Origin of the sequence: Shewanella sp. MEBiC00475, from assembly GCF_005234075.1 — a bacterium.
In the GTDB taxonomy this organism is placed as follows: domain Bacteria; phylum Pseudomonadota; class Gammaproteobacteria; order Enterobacterales; family Shewanellaceae; genus Shewanella; species Shewanella polaris.
Genome location: NZ_CP039928.1, coordinates 4,247,116 through 4,266,451, shown reverse-complemented (window position 1 = coordinate 4,266,451; position 19,336 = coordinate 4,247,116). Strand labels below are relative to the sequence as shown.

20 protein-coding genes are annotated in these 19,336 nt (G+C 39.7%); 6 read left to right on the top strand and 14 right to left on the bottom strand.

The window, feature by feature from the left end:
- Positions 1 to 102 precede the first annotated feature (102 nt).
- Complete coding sequence (locus tag FCN25_RS18925; protein ID WP_254693683.1) at positions 103 to 711, bottom strand: hypothetical protein; 609 nt, start codon at positions 709 to 711, stop codon at positions 103 to 105.
- A gap of 125 nt (positions 712 to 836) precedes the next feature.
- Positions 837 to 2,063, bottom strand: a complete 1,227-nt coding sequence (locus FCN25_RS18920) for a nucleoside recognition domain-containing protein (RefSeq protein ID WP_137226929.1) — start codon at positions 2,061 to 2,063, stop codon at positions 837 to 839.
- 123 nt (positions 2,064 to 2,186) lie between these two features.
- Here FCN25_RS18920 and rsmF point away from each other — a divergent pair, with 123 nt between their 5' ends.
- Complete coding sequence (gene rsmF / locus FCN25_RS18915) at positions 2,187 to 3,638, top strand: 16S rRNA (cytosine(1407)-C(5))-methyltransferase RsmF (RefSeq protein WP_137226928.1); 1,452 nt, start codon at positions 2,187 to 2,189, stop codon at positions 3,636 to 3,638.
- Between the two features lie 302 nt (positions 3,639 to 3,940).
- Here rsmF and FCN25_RS18910 read toward each other — a convergent pair whose 3' ends face one another.
- The 9 genes from FCN25_RS18910 to apbC are packed head-to-tail and all read right to left on the bottom strand — an operon-like array spanning position 3,941 to position 11,034.
- Positions 3,941 to 4,729, bottom strand: a complete 789-nt coding sequence (locus FCN25_RS18910) for a TatD family hydrolase (RefSeq protein WP_137226927.1) — start codon at positions 4,727 to 4,729, stop codon at positions 3,941 to 3,943.
- Positions 4,730 to 4,783: 54 nt separating this feature from the next.
- Positions 4,784 to 5,110, bottom strand: coding sequence for a PilZ domain-containing protein (locus tag FCN25_RS18905; RefSeq protein WP_137226926.1), 327 nt, complete (start codon positions 5,108 to 5,110; stop codon positions 4,784 to 4,786).
- Positions 5,111 to 5,163: 53 nt separating this feature from the next.
- Entirely contained in the window at positions 5,164 to 6,147 is a 984-nt protein-coding gene (holB, locus tag FCN25_RS18900) for a DNA polymerase III subunit delta' (RefSeq protein WP_137226925.1), read from the bottom strand.
- 27 nt (positions 6,148 to 6,174) lie between these two features.
- Positions 6,175 to 6,822 (bottom strand): dTMP kinase, encoded by a 648-nt coding sequence (gene tmk / locus FCN25_RS18895; protein WP_137226924.1) that lies wholly within the window; start codon positions 6,820 to 6,822, stop codon positions 6,175 to 6,177.
- Positions 6,819 to 7,823, bottom strand: a complete 1,005-nt coding sequence (gene mltG, locus FCN25_RS18890) for an endolytic transglycosylase MltG (RefSeq protein WP_175405953.1) — start codon at positions 7,821 to 7,823, stop codon at positions 6,819 to 6,821. Before mltG ends, tmk begins: the two co-directional genes overlap by 4 nt.
- A 5-nt stretch (positions 7,824 to 7,828) precedes the next feature.
- The gene (gene pabC / locus FCN25_RS18885; protein WP_137226922.1) at positions 7,829 to 8,662 is read right to left on the bottom strand and encodes an aminodeoxychorismate lyase; all 834 of its coding nucleotides are present in this window, start codon (positions 8,660 to 8,662) and stop codon (positions 7,829 to 7,831) included.
- Entirely contained in the window at positions 8,662 to 9,246 is a 585-nt protein-coding gene (gene dcd, locus FCN25_RS18880) for a dCTP deaminase (protein WP_137226921.1), read from the bottom strand. The genes pabC and dcd overlap by 1 nt, the downstream gene beginning before the upstream one ends.
- 23 nt (positions 9,247 to 9,269) lie before the next feature.
- Positions 9,270 to 9,908: a uridine kinase gene (udk, locus tag FCN25_RS18875; RefSeq protein WP_137226920.1), complete on the bottom strand. Its 639-nt coding sequence runs from the start codon at positions 9,906 to 9,908 to the stop codon at positions 9,270 to 9,272.
- 10 nt (positions 9,909 to 9,918) lie between these two features.
- Positions 9,919 to 11,034 (bottom strand): iron-sulfur cluster carrier protein ApbC, encoded by a 1,116-nt coding sequence (gene apbC / locus FCN25_RS18870; RefSeq protein ID WP_137226919.1) that lies wholly within the window; start codon positions 11,032 to 11,034, stop codon positions 9,919 to 9,921.
- A gap of 156 nt (positions 11,035 to 11,190) precedes the next feature.
- Between apbC and metG the strand changes: the two genes are divergently transcribed.
- A complete protein-coding gene (gene metG / locus FCN25_RS18865) occupies positions 11,191 to 13,242 on the top strand; it encodes a methionine--tRNA ligase (RefSeq protein ID WP_137226918.1) in 2,052 nt (683 codons plus the stop codon).
- A gap of 126 nt (positions 13,243 to 13,368) precedes the next feature.
- Here the strand turns inward: metG and FCN25_RS18860 are convergent, their stop codons facing one another.
- Together FCN25_RS18860 and FCN25_RS18855 are read right to left on the bottom strand one after the other, a co-directional pair.
- Positions 13,369 to 15,276 carry a monovalent cation:proton antiporter-2 (CPA2) family protein gene (locus FCN25_RS18860; RefSeq protein ID WP_137226917.1) on the bottom strand — a complete coding sequence of 636 codons (1,908 nt, stop codon included), beginning with the start codon at positions 15,274 to 15,276 and terminating at the stop codon, positions 13,369 to 13,371.
- 135 nt (positions 15,277 to 15,411) lie between these two features.
- Positions 15,412 to 16,164 carry a Nif3-like dinuclear metal center hexameric protein gene (locus FCN25_RS18855; RefSeq protein ID WP_137227479.1) on the bottom strand — a complete coding sequence of 251 codons (753 nt, stop codon included), beginning with the start codon at positions 16,162 to 16,164 and terminating at the stop codon, positions 15,412 to 15,414.
- A gap of 397 nt (positions 16,165 to 16,561) precedes the next feature.
- Here FCN25_RS18855 and FCN25_RS18850 point away from each other — a divergent pair, with 397 nt between their 5' ends.
- Positions 16,562 to 16,903, top strand: a complete 342-nt coding sequence (locus tag FCN25_RS18850; protein WP_137226916.1) for a hypothetical protein — start codon at positions 16,562 to 16,564, stop codon at positions 16,901 to 16,903.
- 84 nt (positions 16,904 to 16,987) lie between these two features.
- Here FCN25_RS18850 and FCN25_RS18845 read toward each other — a convergent pair whose 3' ends face one another.
- The gene (locus FCN25_RS18845; protein ID WP_254693682.1) at positions 16,988 to 17,476 is read right to left on the bottom strand and encodes a glycine zipper 2TM domain-containing protein; all 489 of its coding nucleotides are present in this window, start codon (positions 17,474 to 17,476) and stop codon (positions 16,988 to 16,990) included.
- 51 nt (positions 17,477 to 17,527) lie between these two features.
- On the opposite strand from FCN25_RS18845, the gene aat reads away from it, so the two are divergent.
- The 3 genes from aat (at position 17,528) to infA (ending at position 19,239) form a co-directional block, all read left to right on the top strand.
- Positions 17,528 to 18,235 (top strand): leucyl/phenylalanyl-tRNA--protein transferase, encoded by a 708-nt coding sequence (gene aat, locus FCN25_RS18840; protein ID WP_137226915.1) that lies wholly within the window; start codon positions 17,528 to 17,530, stop codon positions 18,233 to 18,235.
- Positions 18,225 to 18,944: an arginyltransferase gene (locus tag FCN25_RS18835; protein WP_137226914.1), complete on the top strand. Its 720-nt coding sequence runs from the start codon at positions 18,225 to 18,227 to the stop codon at positions 18,942 to 18,944. Before aat ends, FCN25_RS18835 begins: the two co-directional genes overlap by 11 nt.
- A 76-nt stretch (positions 18,945 to 19,020) precedes the next feature.
- The gene (gene infA, locus FCN25_RS18830) at positions 19,021 to 19,239 is read left to right on the top strand and encodes a translation initiation factor IF-1 (RefSeq protein WP_011496276.1); all 219 of its coding nucleotides are present in this window, start codon (positions 19,021 to 19,023) and stop codon (positions 19,237 to 19,239) included.
- The last annotated feature ends 97 nt before the right edge of the window (positions 19,240 to 19,336 follow it).

Below are 19,336 nucleotides of genomic sequence, written 5' to 3'. Positions count from 1 at the left end.
TTCTGTAAAAACATAAGGCCGATATCATTATCGGCCTTTTACTTAATATGAATTTGCAAATATAAAACACTCATGCACTTTAACCGTTAATCACCGATATACTTACAGGTCGCAATTAATATCACTTAAATTAATCCCTTTTATTTTACCTTGTTCATTTTTATTTATAACTACTAGTTCGTTATCCTTTACTTCAAAGCTATATTCATACATCCAATCCATTTTAGTAATGATCTTCAGTTCATATCGATCAAACGGTAACCGACATTTCAAGTAAAAATAGTGGTAAGCCTTCCCCATTGCACCAGGATCGGCTGTATACACATAAATGGTACGGTCATCAAATGTCTTTTCTTTATGCATATAATTAAGGTCTGATGATGAAGCCCCTTCAAGCCATATGCCTAAGTAGAGAAAGGGGACTTGAAGTAATATAAGCAAATAGCCAGAATATATAAAACAGTTACTGCTCAATACACTGCCAATTTTTTGCCTTATTTTGCCACTTTTTTTATATAGAAGTAATCCACCTAGACATACAAAAATGAGTTTGATAACTCTAAAATGGTCACTTAACTGATCCATCAATATTGGAGATTGCCAATTTAAACTCGAAAAAATCCCACTTAACCAACTATCGATAAATGGCAAATACACTAATGCAATAACCATTAAAATATATATGGGCGTTATACGATTTTTGTTATCCAACAGATTGCATCCTTTTAATCATGGTATTAATCAAACAGACTCGGCGAATGAATTGATAATTACAAACAAGCAAACCACAAAAATAACTGCGACACTCACAATGAAGGTATATAGGGCAAATTTAACTAACCATAAAACCAATAACACACACCTATAGCGGCTGTAATGCCGGCAAAATCTGCCGCTAAACCACAACCTAATGCATGACGACCATTGCGGATCCCTACCGAACCAAAGTAAACGGCTAATACATAGAATGTTGTTTCAGTACTACCTTGTAATATAGCAGCAAGTCGGCCGGCAAAAGAATCTACACCGTTATGGTCCATGGTTTCTAACATCATAGCTCGAGCACCGGAGCCGCTAAAGGGTTTCATAAATGCCGTTGGCATAGCGTCAATAAAGCGTGTATCGAAACCAAGAGCACTAACCCCTGAAGCTAAAAGCTGCAAAGCATAATCTAATGCGCCAGATGCCCTTAAAAAACCAATTGCTAATAACATGGCAAGTAAATATGGTATCAATGTAATAGCTTGGCCAAAACCTTGTTTCGCCCCTTCGACAAACTCATCATATACAGCGACTTTGCGATAACCCGCTACCAAAATAAAGCTTAAAATCAGTATCAATAAAATTCCGTTACCCAAAACCATTGATACTTGCCCTATCGCCTGTGCCGATAGCGTCAATAAGTAAGCGACCCCAGCCATAAGCGTACCAATAATCAATGCAGCGTAAGCTAGAATAACACTGTTAAATAATGAGATCCTCTGTACTAAAGCAACCACCAACAGACCGACAATAGTCGATGCACTGGTCGCAAGTAAAATAGGTAAAAAGACATCTGCAGGGTTTGCTGCACCTTGTTGTGCGCGGTATAAAAACACGGTGACGGGAACTAAAGTGACAGACGATGTATTCATTACTAAAAATAGAATTTGTGCATTTGTAGCGACCGATTTAACAGGATTAAGACTCTGCAGGTCATGCATTGCCTTTAAACCCAAAGGAGTCGCAGCATTGTCTAATCCAAGAATATTGGCCGTTAGGTTCATACTAATGCTGCCATAGGCAACATGCCCCCGTGGAACATCGGGCATCAATTTAGACAATAATGGCTCAAAAGCACGGGCAAACAATCCCACTACCCCCGCTTTTTCACCCACTTGCATTAGGCCCATCCATAATGCCAAAACACCGATGAGTCCCAGTGATATATCGGCGGCTAATTTTGCACTGGCAAACAATGCAGTAACAGATCCGCTAAGCACATCTGCATTACCACCTATTAATTGGATGATAATAGAAATTGCAGCCACAATAAAAAATAACAGCCATACTCTGTTTAACACGCACCGCTCCATGACACTGTCTCAATATTCCCGTTAATATACAGTAATCATTGACGTTCGGGTGCAACAATTCCGTGTTATGATCATGCTAATTCAGCTAAAAATTAAATGATTCTCTTTATTATGATCCCATTAAATCCAAACTTTATTAGTCATATTCAAAACGAACTCCCTTCACATCTGTCATTGACCGATTTTATTGATTATTGCAATCAACCACTGCGAAAGTCGATTAGGGTCAATACGTTAAAAGTTTCCACAGCAAAATTTGTCGATATCATGACACAAGCTGGTTGGCAATTATCGGTGATCCCATGGTGTGATGATGGTTTCTGGATTGAAGGTAATGAGGATATTCAATTAGGTAATGCGATTGAACATATACAAGGATTATTTTATATCCAAGAGGCGAGCTCTATGTTGCCGCCAACAGCATTGTTTGCTGATAGCACCATACCAGAAACCGTTCTAGATGTTGCTTCAGCACCAGGTTCTAAAACCACTCAAATAGCGGCATTAATGAATAATAGTGGTTTGCTAGTAGCAAATGAGTATTCTGCCAGCCGGGTTAAGGTGTTGCACGCCAACGTGTCCAGAATGGGCGCTAGCCATACAGCACTAACCCATTTTGATGGCCGTGTATTTGGTGAATATTTGTTTGAGTCTTTTGACGCGATTTTGTTAGATGCCCCTTGTGGCGGCGAAGGTACTGTGCGCAAAGATCCATTGGCTTTAAAACACTGGGACATTGAAGATGTCACTGCCATTGCTGAAACTCAAAAAGACCTCATCGAATCAGCATTTTTAGCATTAAAACCCGGTGGTACATTAGTGTATTCAACATGCACACTCAGTCAGCTTGAAAATCAGCATATCTGTAAACATTTACAACAAGTTTATCCTGATGCAGTCGAGTTTGTGTCCCTCGCCAACTTATTTAATGCTGCAGATAAAGCCTGTACCGAAGAAGGGTTTTTACACGTATGGCCACAGATTTATGACAGCGAAGGCTTTTTTGTTGCCAAGATCCGCAAAACAGCTTCAGTAGAACGTAATAAAAAACAACCAAAACTGCAAAAGAACTTTCCTTTCGCCGTTGCAGGTGAAAAACAGCAAAACGAACTACGACAATATTTTAAAGATACTTTTTCAATCGAACTACCACATGACGATGTCATTATGTTACGAGACGATGAATATTGGTTATTCCCGGCGCAATTTATGACTTTTATTGGCAAAATGCGTTTTCAACGCATTGGAATCAAACTGGCCGATGCCATGAAAAAAGGCTATAAAGCCAAGCATGAAGCTATTATTGCATTGTCGACAGCAAGTGGTGCGCCTAGAACCATTGAATTAAAGGCTGCACAAGCTCAAGACTTTTTAATGGGTCGAGACATTGCAACACAGTCTTTTGAAGAACCTGCACAGCAATATTTAGCGGAACTGGCACAAGGGGAAATGTTAGTCAGCTATCACGAAGTGGTATTAGGTGTAGCTAAACACTTAGGTCATCGGTTGAAAAATAATTTACCGCGGGATCTCGTTCGTGACAAAGTAAACTTAAGTTTATGAAAACAGTAATATTTATGATTATATAAAATAAGTTAAGAAGTAAAAGTGAGATATTGATCAAATTTTTGTTATTTTTTATGCAAACAAAATATGTCTGACTATAATTCAGTTAACAGTTTACTCTACAGCTCATTCAGTTTTGGCATCTTAATTCAGATTAAAATGCCGCAACAGTAGCGCAAGGCTCTTAACTGAGCCCTTTCCCTAGGCCCAAAACAATTGGATAGTTTTGGGTCTTTTTTTATCTATTTTTTAAGTTTGACTCAATAAACATAATAGAATCAGGAGAGAAGGTTAAGTGACTAACGGCCAACTAATTTAGCCGCATCGTTAAATAAATTAAAGAAATTATCGGTGGTGTACTGAGCTAATTCTTCATATTTTTCACCACGTAATTCGGCGACAAACTCAGCTACATCACGAACATATGCAGGTTGATTTTCTTGACCGCGGTGCGGTACTGGCGCTAAATAAGGTGAATCTGTTTCTACTAATAACCTATCTTTAGGTACTTGACGGATCACACTACGCAGCTCACCAGCATTCTTGAAAGTAACGATACCAGAAACCGATATGTAAAAACCTAAGTCGATAGCCGCTTTAGCCATTTCCCAGTTTTCAGTAAAACAATGTAATACACCGCCCACTTTGTCTGCGTTACCAGCTTTAAGCATATTAATGGTGTCTTCTCGGGCATCACGAGTGTGAACAATTAATGGCTTATTTACCTCTACAGCTAACGCAATTTGTTGTTCAAAACACTGCTGTTGTAATATTTTAGTGTCATTTGAATAAAAGTAGTCTAAGCCTGTCTCGCCGATAGCAACCACACGCGGATCTTCAGCAAAACGTTTAATGTCTTCAATGTTTAAGCCTTCTTGCACATCAAGAGGATGCACTCCAGAAGATAAAAACACATTATTAAATGCTGCCATTTTATCGCGCATCGCTTCAAAGCCCTGTTGACGGACATTGACGCATAATAAGTAATCAACGCCTTGGGCTTTAGCATTGTTCATAATAGTCTGTAAACTGGCAGAGTCTGGGGCCGCTTTTAAGCGATCAAGGTGGCAATGTGAATCAATTAGCATGGGAATTCTTTCGCAACTACATTAACAAATAAACCGATGCGCAAGAATACCTAGCTACATGGTGCAGGTCAAATCACTAGAGGCTAGTTCACTTGATAATAATTTTTCAATATGATGTTTATGACTTTCAACATCGGTTTTAATCTTAATTCCAATACCTGCAGGTCGCCCGCCAGATGCACCTAATGGATTAATCCAAACAACAGCACCTTTAAATTCGTTGGTTTGTGTGGCATCAGGTAATCGATAAGCAATAGTAAGCTCTTCACCTAAGAAATGGCTTTCGGTAGTCGCAATAAATAAGCCTGCTGGTTTAATAAACGGCATGTAAGCACGATAAAGCTTATGTAATGTATCGTAGTTGACAACAAGATCGACCATAAATGATTATTATCTTCCCATTAAAGGTTAAAATACGTATAACAAAAATGAATTTAATAAGTTAACTGTCTGAATGCGAGTACATATTGCTGACACAATGCTTGAGTATTGACACTGGGCATTGTTTCAAGCTTGTGACACATATTCATTACACGCCCTGCCAGCTCAATTATTTTAGCTTGAAACACTGGGTTTAATGTTTGATGGTTAGCATTATTACTTTTTATCTTATTACTTTTTAACACATATTGGCGTAAGTACAAATACAAAACATTAAGTGCATCAACAATTTGTTGATCTGACACTTTCAATAAACTATTGCTTAAATGACCCGTTTTTAAACTTTGAGCCCAATCTTGGCGAAATGTCAACAGTTGTTGATAATGTTGAGAGGTTAAACTATTGGCTAATGCCAAAGGCCCACCGACGACGCTAAGACACCAGGTAACATCATGCATTTTACCCTCGCTATTAGCAGCAGGTAATAGTTTTTGTTCAGATAACCAGTCGTGAATAGCTAACTTAGTCGGCTTAACAAATTTAAGCGTTTGACAGCGACTGGTAATGGTCGCTAATAACTGTGCTGATGTATTCGTTTGTAGGATGAGTACGACATCATCGCCAGGTTCTTCAAGCGTTTTCAGTAGTGCATTAGCTGCGGCTAAATTTAATCGCTCAGCATTAATAATGATTGCGACACGCGCCCCGCCTTGTTGGGCCGTTTGAGTTAATGCTTTGCATAACTGACGAATTTGATCAACTTTAATTTGGTTACCATCGGGCTCGACAACATATAAATCAGGATGGTTACCAGCAGTCAATAACAAACAGCTTTTACATTGTCCACAAGCGCCCACTGGCGTGAGGTGTTGGCAAAGCACTGCCTGAGCGGCAACCTTCGCTAGCTTATCTCCACCCAGTGCTTTATCAATGTTAAACAAATGTGCATGGCTGCTTTTACCACGATAATATTGATCGACAAACCGCTGATGCGGATCCGCTAACCACGGTAATTGGTCAATCTGATAATCACTCATGTCGCGACATTATCCTCTTGATGCCCATCACTGCTCACCCATAAGAGCTGGTAATAGACGCTGCAACTGAAGCCGAATATCATCATGAACTTGTTCCATTGATTGGCTGGCATCAATAACGATAATACTGTCATCTTCATGGGCTAACTTTAAGTAGGTTTTTCTAGCTCGTTCAAAAAAATCAATGGCTTGTTGTTCAATTCTATCAAGCTTGCCACGACTCGCTGCCCGGCTTAATCCTAGTGTAGGATCAATATCCAAATACAAGGTGAGATCAGGCTTAAACCCATGCAGGCATGCATCGTTTACCGCTTTCACTAATGGCATTAAACCACGACCACCACCTTGATAAGCTAAAGATGACAGATTATGCCTATCACCGAGAACCCATTTACCTGAAGACAAAGCAGGTTTGATAACATTGGCAATTAACTGTGATCGGGCAGCATAAATAAGCAAGCATTCTGCTTCGTCGCATAACGGATCTGACTCATCGGCAATTTTAACTAAGTCACGTATTTTTTCTGCTAATGGAGTGCCACCTGGTTCACGTGTACACACAGGTGACTGGCCAATGTATTGGTTAATAATATCGTTAACTAGGTCAATCGCACTCGATTTACCAGCACCTTCTAATCCTTCAATGACAATAAACTTGCCTTTTTGTTGACTCATTTTCTTTTTCTCTGGAATTCGTTTACAGCATTATTATGAGCCTTCAATGTGGATGAGAACACATGACTACCATCATTACGAGACACAAAATATAAGTAATTTACTTTAGCTGGATTGGCTGCCGCAAATAATGATGCCCGACTAGGTGCAGCAATTGGCGTTGGCGGTAAACCATCAATCTTATAAGTATTAAATGCCGTTGCTTCACGTAGGTCATTACGAGTAATATTGCCTTTATAACGATCACCCATACCGTAAATTACTGTCGGGTCTGTTTGTAGGCGCATGCCCTTTTTCAATCGATTATTAAAGACTGCCGACACCCAATCACGCTCTTCAGGTTTACCGGTTTCTTTTTCAATAATCGAGGCAATAATTAGCAATTCATATGGCGATGATAATGCTAAGTCAGGGTCTCTTCCTTCCCATGCTTGTGCTAAGCTCTCCTGCATCATGTTGTAACTGCGATTCAAAATTGTCTGTAAACTATCGTCTGCATGAAAATGAAAAGTTTCAGGATAAAATTTACCTTCAGGCAAACCAGAAGTATCACCATTATTTAATAACACTTGGTTAAAATCATCAGTATGTTGTACTAGATACTCAGTGCTAGCTAATGTTTTCTGCCACTCCGCAATCGTTTTACCCTCAATTAGCGTGACACTGAAAACTATTTGCTGGCCTAAATATAAGCGAGTTAATAATGTCTCTAAAGTATCACCGGGGATCACTTGATATAAGCCTGTCTTTATATTGGCAAGTTTAGGTTCAAGTTTTACGAGATATTTTATTTTCCAACTATCATGAATCAATGATTGTTGCTCAAGTTGTTGCGCAAGCTTTATTACCGTAGTGCCAGGTTCAACCGTCAAAGTTTGGATTTCAGTTAACTGTAATGGTTGTTTTTGGTAACTAATTAAACCTGATACAAGCCAATACCCACTGAGGCACACAACGGCAAATAAAGGAATAATGCTGGCTAATAGAAATGTTTTTATTATTTTAATCATGATGATAAATTTACACTCAGAACGTGCCTGAATCGCGATGTTTGCGTCCAACGGCTAAATTGAAAATCGTCTATGGCGACTACATCGATAATGCCAAATAAACTGTTCGTTATAAATATATGGTCAGCTGTTTGAATATCTCCAAGTGTGAGTTGCGTTGCCATAACCGCTATATCATGACCAAGCAAACTATCAATCATTACTTCACGCATCACACCACTCACGCCTGCATGAGTAATAGCCGGGGTAAATACCTGATCATTTTTGACGATAAAGAGGTTGGCAATAGATGACTCTATCACATTACCATCACAGTCAAATACTAACCAATCTTGATGGTGACTAGATAGCGGTTGAGACTTTATAAGCACCTGTTCCAATCGGTTAAGGTGTTTTATTCCCGCTAGAAGAGGTTGTCTACCAAGAAATATAGGTGATGATGCTAGCGAAATACCTGTTTGCTGCCAGTCAAGGTAATGCTCAGGAATAGGATGCACTGACAAGACTTCAGTCACGTTTGCGCTAAAAGGAGCCTGATAACCGCGGCCGCCTACGCCACGCGTCAGCAAAAGCTTTATACAATGTTGTGGATATTGTTGGGTGAGCTGGTTCAACTGCTGTAATAATTGGTCATTGGCATGCCACTCAATCCCCAAACGCTCGCAGCTTTGTTGCACACGAGCAATATGCTCGTCAAGGAATAGCACCTCTGCGAGCATATCAGCTGATGCAGTGCGCATTGTCGCAAACACACCATCACCATAAGCAACACCACGATCAAGTGGATTTATTAGTCCGTTTTCAACGTAGTTAACCCAAACCGGTGCCATTATTTGTCCTGACTAATCCGACTTGCAACAGCCTCTTGTTGATCTTTGTACTTCGAGCTTTTACGGGTGTTATAAGGACGTGCAACAGCGGAGTTTAAGCGTTCAAAATTAAGCGCACCGATTGTCATACCAGGACGAAGTGCCAATGGCAATTTACCGCTGTTAAAGAACTCAAGCACAATTTTACCTTGCCAACCGGGATCAATTCGATGCGCAGTAACATGCACCATCAACCCTAAACGAGCAAGAGATGAGCGACCATCTAACCAACCCACTATATCTGCTGGTAAGGTCACGCTTTCATAGGTTACTGCTAAGGCTAATTCACCAGGATGCAGGAAAAAAGCATCATTATCAGCAATTTCAATTTTGTCACTCATTATTCGATCAAGTGCTATTTGCATTTCTGCACTGGGACCACTTAAATCGATATAAGGTGCAGTATGGTCTTTAAATACTCGAAATTGGCTGCCTAAACGCACATCCACACTCACACCCGAAATGGCTTCAATACCAGGACGAGGATCGATGATAATGGTGCCATTATCTAAACATTGCTCAATTTCAATATCGGTTAAACGCATGCTGCACTCTCTCCAAGATAAAGTTATTTAGCCAATAAATGCTGAATTCTAGCTTTTAAAATATCAGTCGCGATGCGATTTTTCCCGCCCTTAGGAACGATAATATCTGCATATTGTTTTGATGGCTCAATAAATTGTAAGAACATAGGCCGTACCGTTCTTTTATACTGCGAAATCACAGACTCCATCGTTCTGCCACGTTCAGCAACATCACGGGTCAATCTGCGTAAAAAACAAATATCCAACGGTGTATCCATAAACACACTCGCATCCATTAACTCACGCAATTTAGGATTTGTTAATAATAGAATACCTTCTAGGATTATCACTTTTTTCGGTTGCATAGAAAGCGTCTCGCTGGTGCGAGTATGCTCTGTATAGCTATAACAAGGGATGTCAACAGATTCCCCCCTTTTTAGCTGAGTTAAATGAACAGCTAACAACTGATGGTCTAACGCTTTTGGGTGGTCGTAATTGGCTTTTACACGTTCGTCCATACTTAAATGGTTTTGATCGTGATAATAGGCATCTTCGTTAATCACACCAATTTGATTGGTACCTAAGTCTCGACATAATTCTTCAAAAATTGTCTTAGCAATTAAACTTTTACCTGAAGCCGACGCACCGGCGATCCCAATAATGACACACTGCTGAGAATTCATCTCTTAAACCTTACTCGTCGTCTGATATGCTAATTTTTACGGTCGATTGTACTTGTTGGAGTGCCAACTCAGCGCCAAGTTTACGAGCAATTTCACGATAAATACCTGAGACTTCACTTTCTGGTTCGCTCATCACGCTCGGCGTACCATTGTCCATAGACTCACGAATATTGATATGTAATGGCAGTGCGCCTAGTAGCGGCACGTTATAACGCTCGGCGATCTTACTTCCACCATGAGTACCAAATGGATGTTCTTTATGACCACATTCAGGACAAAGATGAAAACTCATGTTCTCGATAATACCCAATACAGGAATATTCACTTTATTGAACATAGTGATACCTTTTTTAGCATCGGCTAAAGCAATATCTTGTGGTGTTGTAACAATCACAGCCCCACTCACAGGTACCTTTTGTGACAAGGTTAGTTGAATATCACCGGTTCCTGGTGGCATATCGATGATCAAATAATCCAGTTCAGGCCATTGGGTTTCATTAAGTAGTTGTGCTAATGCGCCTGCGGCCATAGGGCCACGCCACACAGCAGCTTCATCGCCACTGAGCATAAAGCCAATAGATTGTGCAGAAATACCATGGACCAAGGCGGGAGTCATGTGTTTGCCATCTGGCGATTGTGGACGAAAATTAGGAATACCTAACATCAATGGAATAGACGGCCCATAAATATCAGCATCTAAAATACCCACTTCGGCACCTTCAGCTTTTAATGCTAGTGCAAGGTTTACAGCAGTCGTGGATTTACCCACCCCACCTTTACCAGAAGCAACAGCAATGACTTGCTTTACATTAGGTAGTGGAGCAATAGCAGGAAGCGCAGAATACACTCGAGGCTGGAAATCAATTTCACATTCAACTTCATCTATGGCATCAAGTACTGCAAGCTTGTTCGTTATGGCCATCACGGTATCACGGTATTGGGTCATACACGGATAAGGATAAACTAATCCTAACTGTAGACGTTTTCCTTCCATCGATAATGCTGTCACACATCCTGCACTGACCAGACCTTTTTGCAAATAAGGATCAACAAATGCCTCTAAAATATCTAACACTGGTGACAATAATTCATCATTTAATTCATAATCTGTATGCGTATTAACCAAAACGGCGTCTCCGAACAAGAAATTTATACAAGTGTATCAGAACTTAGTAAAAAAATAGCGACTAATAAGCCTTTTTAGGTCATGTTTTGATGAAAAAAGTCTGCTAATCAGTTAGTATCAGGCAATATTTTTGGTGTAATTTGATATCGAGATAAAATGACAAAATCACAGCGTAAAATACTGGTCACAAGTGCCCTTCCTTATGCCAATGGACCAATTCATCTAGGCCATATGCTTGAATATATCCAAACGGATATTTGGTCACGTTTTCAAAAATTACGTGGCAATGAGTGCTATTACATTTGTGCAGATGATGCTCACGGCACACCTATTATGCTTAAAGCACAGCAAATGGGTATTACACCAGAAGAAATGATTGCCCAAGTTCAAAAAGAACATCAGCAAGATTTCGCCGATTTCAACATCCAGTTTGATAATTTTCATAGTACACACAGTGAAGAAAACCGCACTTTAGCCTGTGATATTTATTTAAAACTTCGTGATGGTGGCTACATCAAAACCAAAACCATTTCACAATTATATGACCCAGAAAAGTTAATGTTCTTGCCAGACCGCTTTGTTAAAGGCACCTGCCCGAAATGTAAGTCTGAAGATCAATACGGTGATAACTGTGACAACTGTGGTGCAACCTACAGTACAACCGACCTGATAAACCCTAAATCAGCGGTATCAGGTGCAACACCAATAATGAAAGACACCGAACACTTCTTTTTTGACCTGCCTGCATTTGAAGGCATGCTAAAAGAGTGGATTCAATCAGGCTCCTTGCAACAAGAAATGGCCAACAAACTTACCGAATGGTTTGAACAAGGTCTAAAACAATGGGATATCTCACGCGATGCCCCTTACTTTGGCTTTGAAATCCCCGACGCACCTGGTAAATTTTTCTATGTATGGTTAGATGCGCCGATTGGTTATATGGGATCATTTAAAAACCTATGTGACAAGCGCGATGATATAAACTTTGACGATTTTTGGAGCTTAGATTCTACCGCCGAGGTATATCACTTCATCGGTAAAGACATTGTTTATTTCCACAGTTTATTTTGGCCAGCAATGCTTGAAGGCGCCGGCATTCGCAAACCGACCAGTGTTTATGCCCATGGCTATGTCACCGTAAACGGTGCAAAAATGTCTAAATCAAAAGGGACGTTTATTAAAGCGCGCACCTATTTAGATAATTTAGATCCTGAATATCTACGTTATTATTACGCTGCTAAATTAAACAGCCGTATTGATGATTTAGATTTAAACTTAGAAGATTTCGCCCAACGAGTTAACTCAGACTTAGTCGGCAAATTGGTAAACCTTGCATCGCGGACAGCAGGCTTTATCAGTAAACGTTTTGACGGTAAATTAGCTAAGGTTACAGACAGTAGCTTGACCGAAATATTCTTAGCCAAAAGCGAAGTGATTGCCGAATTATATGAAACTCGCGAATACGGCAAAGCGATGCGTGAAATTATGGCATTAGCTGATATTGCTAACGCTTATGTTGCTGACGCTGCACCTTGGCAATTAGTCAAACAAGATGACAAACAAGATGAAGCACATCAGGTGTGCAGTAATGCATTAAACTTGTTCAGAATTTTGGTGACATACCTTAAGCCAGTATTACCTAAACTTGCCGAAAATGTTGAAGGTTTTTTACAGTTAACCTTAACGTGGGACAATTTAGATCAAGATCTGGCTGGTCATGAAATAGCGACATTTAAAGCATTAATGCAACGTATCGAACCTAAGAGTATTGAAGCTATCATCGATGCATCTAAAGAGAACTTACAAGCAACTAATACGGATGCGTCTATCACCGGCGCACCAAAGCAAACTGTTAATCAATTAGAACAAGACCCTATTAGCCCTGAAATCAGTTTTGAAGATTTTGCTAAAATTGACTTACGTATTGCACGCATCAGCAAAGCTGAACATATCGAAAAAGCCAAAAAGTTACTTCGCCTTGAATTAGATTTAGGTGGCGAAACTAAACAGGTATTTGCAGGTATAAAATCGGCTTATGCGCCTGAAGACTTAGTAGGTAAACTCACCGTCATGGTGGCAAACCTTGCCCCACGTACAATGAAGTTTGGTGATTCTGAAGGCATGGTATTAGCTGCAGGTCCTGGCGGTAAAGACTTGTTCATACTCGAACCTCATGAAGGTGCAGAGCCTGGCATGAGAGTTAAATAGTCTAACTCTCTTTTGCCCACATAAAAAAGACTGCCTAGGCAGTCTTTTTTATTAATCTTGGTATTTAACACTTAACGGCCTTCAACTCAAATTAATAGATAAAATAAGTAATCATCATTTCAGTCTTTACACTTTATCTATTGCTTCATTATTAGCATCAGATGATTCTGGGAGCTTCAATTCGTTTTCATCAGTATCTTCATCCATCGCCTGTTTTAACCGTTCCTCATATTGCAGGAATAGTTTAATAAAATCATTACTGAAACTTTTACCGCCAGATTCACTCAGCCAATTTTCATATAAACGTTTTGAAGCTTCTTTTTCAATACGTTGGTAAGTCGCTTTTCGTCTTGCCACTGAAGCATCAGAATACCCCAATAATTGCAGCGATCCAGCCCCCACCTCTAAAGCAGAATGGTACGTTTCAAACTCAACAATATCGGCACCCGCTGCACGCAATAAATGTCCGTGTCCACGGTCAAAGGCTCTGGCCGCTATTTTAAGCTTTGGATAAGTATGAGTTAAATATTTAACCAACTCCACACTGCTTTCACGATTATCGATTGCAACCACAAACAAAGAAGCTTCGGCAACACCTGCCATTTTTAATAAATCAGGACGAGTCGCATCACCATAGTAAGCTTTAGTGTTAATACGTCGAATTGAGTCAATTTGCGAAGCTTGATGATCAAGCACTACCGTTTTGATGCCATTAGAAATCAATAATCGATTAACAATTTGGCCAAAACGACCAATACCGGCAATGATCACACTACCCACTTCTTCAATATCATCTTGGGTACGTTGATTGGTTTTATTCTGAAATCGGGGAGAAATGACCTTGTCGAATAAAATAAACAAACCAGGAGTTAAAAACATCGACAGCGCAACCACTATCGATAATGTTTGCGCCATTGCTGTTGGCAACACGTGCTGCTGCACGCTGAAATTTAATAATACAAATCCGAATTCACCAGCTTGAGCAAGACTTAGCGTAAACAACCATCGATCACTGCCTTTAATTCGAAAAATCAATGCCAACAGATAAAGTACAATGCCTTTAATTAACATTACACCTAAGGTCATTAATATAATCTCAGCGAAATTGGCAAATAACACTGTAAAATCAATACCTGCGCCAACAGTTATAAAGAACAACCCTAATAATAATCCTTTAAAAGGACCAATATTAGCTTCAAGTTCATGCTTAAATTCACTATTGGCAAGCACTACGCCTGCTAAAAAAGTACCTAGAGCGGGTGAAATCCCGACCAAACTCATTAAGGCAGCAATACCAATAACTAACATAAGCGCTGCCGCAGTAGAAATTTCTTTTACACCTGAATCAGCAACCATTTTAAATAATGGCCGACTGAGATAATGCCCTCCTAATACAACCACCCCAATGGCAAGAAGTAACACAATGGCATAAGCCCATCCAGGCATATTAGCCACCAAAGATAATGAGTCATGCTGCTCACTAGCAACAGCCATCGCCCCTTGGGCTTTTTCAACCAATTCCGGCAACGCTAATAATGGAATAAAAGCTAACATGGGAATAACGGCTATATCTTGAAACAACAACACTGAAAATGCATTTTTACCGGCACTGGTTTTATTCAATCGTTTTTCGGATAAGGTTTGCAACACAATTGCTGTGGATGATAATGAAAAAATCAATCCAATTGTCAGCGCGGTACTAAAATTGTAACCGGCATAAATTGCACACGCCAATACAGCCGAAACAGAACCTACAACTTGTAAGCCACCTAAGCCTAACAAACGGTTTCTCATTGCCCATAGCATTTTAGGTTCGAGCTCTAGACCCACTAAAAATAACATCATTACCACACCAAACTCGGCGAAGTGTTGAATGGTATTGGTTTCACTGCCGACTAGACCGATAATAGGCCCAATAACCACACCAGCAATGAGATAGCCTAATACAGAACCTAATCCCAGCTTTTTGGCTAAAGGCACAGCAATTACCGCGGCTGTCAAATAGATAAAAGCTTGTAAAAAATACTCGGTCATTTATTTATCCCAAACAATAAAAGCTCATAGTCACTTTTGACATCTATTAAATTTAGACATCTGGTACTTTAGATATCGGCTATCTCGGCTTGCCTGAACGACAAAAACACAAAACATCAGTATATTACTGGATGATTACACTGGATTAACAATATCAATAAAATGATGTTCGATATTATATTTTTCCGCTAAATGCTCACCTAAAGCTTGGATGCCAAATTGCTCCGTAGCATGATGGCCAGCAGCAAAGTAATGTAACCCTTGTTCAATTGCAGCATGGAAGGTGCGTTCTGACACTTCACCACTAATAAATGCATCAACCCCCATTTGCGCCGCATAGTCGATGTAATCTTGCGCGCCACCTGTGCACCATGCCAAAGTCGAGATCATTTTAGTATCATCGCCTATGTGCAACGGTTTACGTTTTAACACTTTGTTGAGTAATTCACTAAATTCGGCAACCGTTAATGGATGCTCTAAATGACCTTGCCATAACAAATCTTGTGGCACAGGCTCATAGACTCTTGGGCTGATAATGCCTAATTTTTGAGCCAATTGAGCATTATTCCCCACACCATGATGGGCATCTAACGGTAAATGATAGCCAAATAAACTAATGTTGTTATCCAATAATGCTTTGATTCGGCGATATTTCATCCCAGTAATAACTTCTGGTTCATTTTTCCAAAAAAAACCATGATGAACTAAAATTGCATCGGCATTAATCTTTACCGCTGCATCAATTAACGCCTGACAAGCTGTAACACCAGTAACAATAGTGCGAATGTTCGACTTACCTTCGACTTGTAAGCCATTTGGTGCATAATCTTTGAAAGCATGAACATTTAAAAAAGTATCAAGATACGTTGCCAATTCTTGACGTGAAATAATCGATGAATGTTGATGACTTGTGGACATAATAAATCCTAAAAAAGAACTAAACCTAAATGGAAGACAACATAAGGTTATTGATAATAATAATTATATTATCACTCGTTGTTGAGTGACAACAATATTAGTTTACTCAATTATTTGAGCCTTCGCGAAGTTTATCTAACTCAATATAATTATTTAAAACAACAAAATTAACACAATAAATAACGTACAAAAGCCTGCAGCATAATTAACGTCAATGATTACCAATACATCGTAAAAAAATCACAAGCTTGAGCCGTTTTGTTATGAAAAATCCCATTTTTTTGCATTGAATTGGACTTTTGCTGGATTAACACTTTAAAATTAATAGCAACCTTAATTTAACATGATCACAAATAGGTTATTAACTATGACAATATTGACTAAAGAAGAAGTCATCAGCCAGCTACAAACAGCACTTGAACAGCAGTCTGGTAAAGCTGTTTCTATTGAGCAAGCTGGGAGCTGGTACAAAATCGACGGTGGCAAGTCAGTACGCTTTAGCGAACTTGAATCGATGCATGCTGAGTTAACGGCATCGTCAGCTAAAACAGTGCCAGTGAAAACGACCAGTAAACCTGCGGTAAAGACAGCAAAAAAAGTAGCAGTTAACAAAGTTGAATCAACCTCAGGCGGATTAACACCTAAGCAGCTATGGCGTCAAAAACTCGAAAATACAACAGGTAAGCAAACGTTACCTCGAGGGTTTTAATTATCTTTAATCATAGCTAGCGGTTAGTTTAAACTGCGATATAAAACAACAGGAGCCCAGACTCCTGTTGTTTTATATCTAATATTACATCGCCAGATCAACTCTGACATAACCCGTTAAGTAAACCACCCTAACTTCATCACCCGCATTAAAACTCATACCAGGATCAACATCCTGAATCACCATGACTTCAGTTCCATCATCTTGTTTTATCATCAATTCAACTAACTTGTTTTCAAGATAATATTGTTGATTTCCGTGCTGACTACCAATGCCACCGCCAATTAATGCACCAAGCACTGTTGCAACATCTTGCCCTGAACCGCCACCAAACTGATGACCTATAACACCACCTATTAATGCGCCACCAAAGGTTTTCCAACCACTATGACTATCTTCAACAAGCTGTTTTTGGGTGACATGCTTAACTGATTCAATCTGACCATAAACGACTTTCTCAACAGGAACAGCCTGGTTGCGCTCATAAGCAGCTTGGCTTTGCCCACAAAACAGACAAAGACTCAACAATATTGCAAAAAATACCTCTAAACTTACCGTTATCATTTTAAACATGGCTTTTTTCCGCTAAATTAACCACAAGATATAATAAATAATATACCCAATTTGAACTCACTGTCTTATTTAAATCAATCCATCGGCTTTCCTTCTCCAGAAGAAGCCCTCACTAGTCCTAATGGCTTATTAGCGATTGGAGGTGACTTACGCCCTGTTCGCTTAGCGGAAGCTTATTATCAAGGTATATTCCCTTGGTTTAATGCCGATGACCCTATTTTGTGGTGGTCACCCAATCCTCGAGCCGTATTCACACTCAGCCACCCTTTTGGCAGTAAAAGCTTAAGAAAAAGTCTCAAAAAATCCACATGGCGATATACCATTAATCATGCATTTTTGGATGTGATCGCAGCTTGCGCACAACCCCGTGATGCACAAGATGGAACTTGGATTTCGCCTGAAATTCAAATGGCTTATTATGAACTTCATCTCCAAGGTCGTGCTCATTCCATTGAAGTATGGGACGGTGAAATGTTAGTCGGAGGTTTGTACGGCGTTCCAGTAGGAGGTGTTTTTTGCGGTGAATCAATGTTTCATAAACAAACCAATGCATCAAAAGCTGCATTCGCTATACTTAACCAACACTTGGTGAAACATGATTTTCAATTAATTGATGCTCAAGTGATGAATCCACATTTAGACAGTCTTGGCGCTAGCGCAATACCTAGAAGCGAATTTCTGTCGAGGCTCCATCGCTCTCGAGATCAAACCATGTCGCCGTTAATGTGGTCTAAACAAGAGGTGTTTATTGAATTCTAAATCTGTCAGTGTAGGGATAAGCCAACTTTTTGATTGCAACTATATCGAAGGCAACAAAGAACAATTATTGGTCATCCAAGAACCTCAAATAGATGCCGCACTGTTTGAACAACTTCTTGCAATGGGATTTCGTCGTAACGGAAGTGCCATTTATAAACCTCGTTGTCCAAGTTGCCAAGAATGTCAACCTATTCGATTGAATGTAAATGATTTTACCCTATCAAAACGTCAAAAAAGAACCTTGAAAAACAATCAAGATTTGCATTGGAAAGTCAGTCATATATCACGACCTGAGCATTATGACTTGTATGAGCGTTATATCAACGAACGTCACAACGATGGGCCAATGTTTCCAGCATCACAAACCCAATATGATGATTTTTTATTATCTGACTGGTTACCACCAATGTTTATTGAATTATTTGATCAAGACCAATTAATTGGGGTGGCAGTAACCGATGAAATGGCACTGAGTTTCTCAGCGATTTACAGCTATTTCGACCCTGATTATGCTGAGCGTTCATTGGGATCATTGATGATTTTAATCCAATGTCAATTAGCGAAATCTTTAGGTAAGCATTTTTTGTATTTGGGCTATCAAATTGATCAGAATCGGAAAATGTGCTACAAACGCCAATACCGTCCATATCAAATTTTAACGGTACAAGGTTGGCAAATAGGTGAAAATCTTACACCTATTTCTGTTTAACGCCCTTTACAGTTCGGCATTTTTGGGGCATGATACGCCCGATTTTTTCATATTTGAAGGCTAATGGGATAACTTAATGGCGAAAGAAGACAACATTGAAATGCAGGGCACTATCCTTGAGACCTTGCCAAACACAATGTTCCGCGTAGAGCTTGAAAATGGACATGTGGTGATAGCCCACATCTCTGGCAAAATGCGCAAAAACTACATCCGTATTTTAACGGGTGACAAAGTCACTGTACAGTTGACTCCCTATGACTTGTCAAAAGGTCGTATCGTCTTCCGCGCACGTTAATCGCTAGCCTCAACAATGTAAAAACCGACTGCCTGTCGGTTTTTTTGTTGTTATACCAAACTGCATATAAAGCTATTCAACGCAAAGCTACACGCAT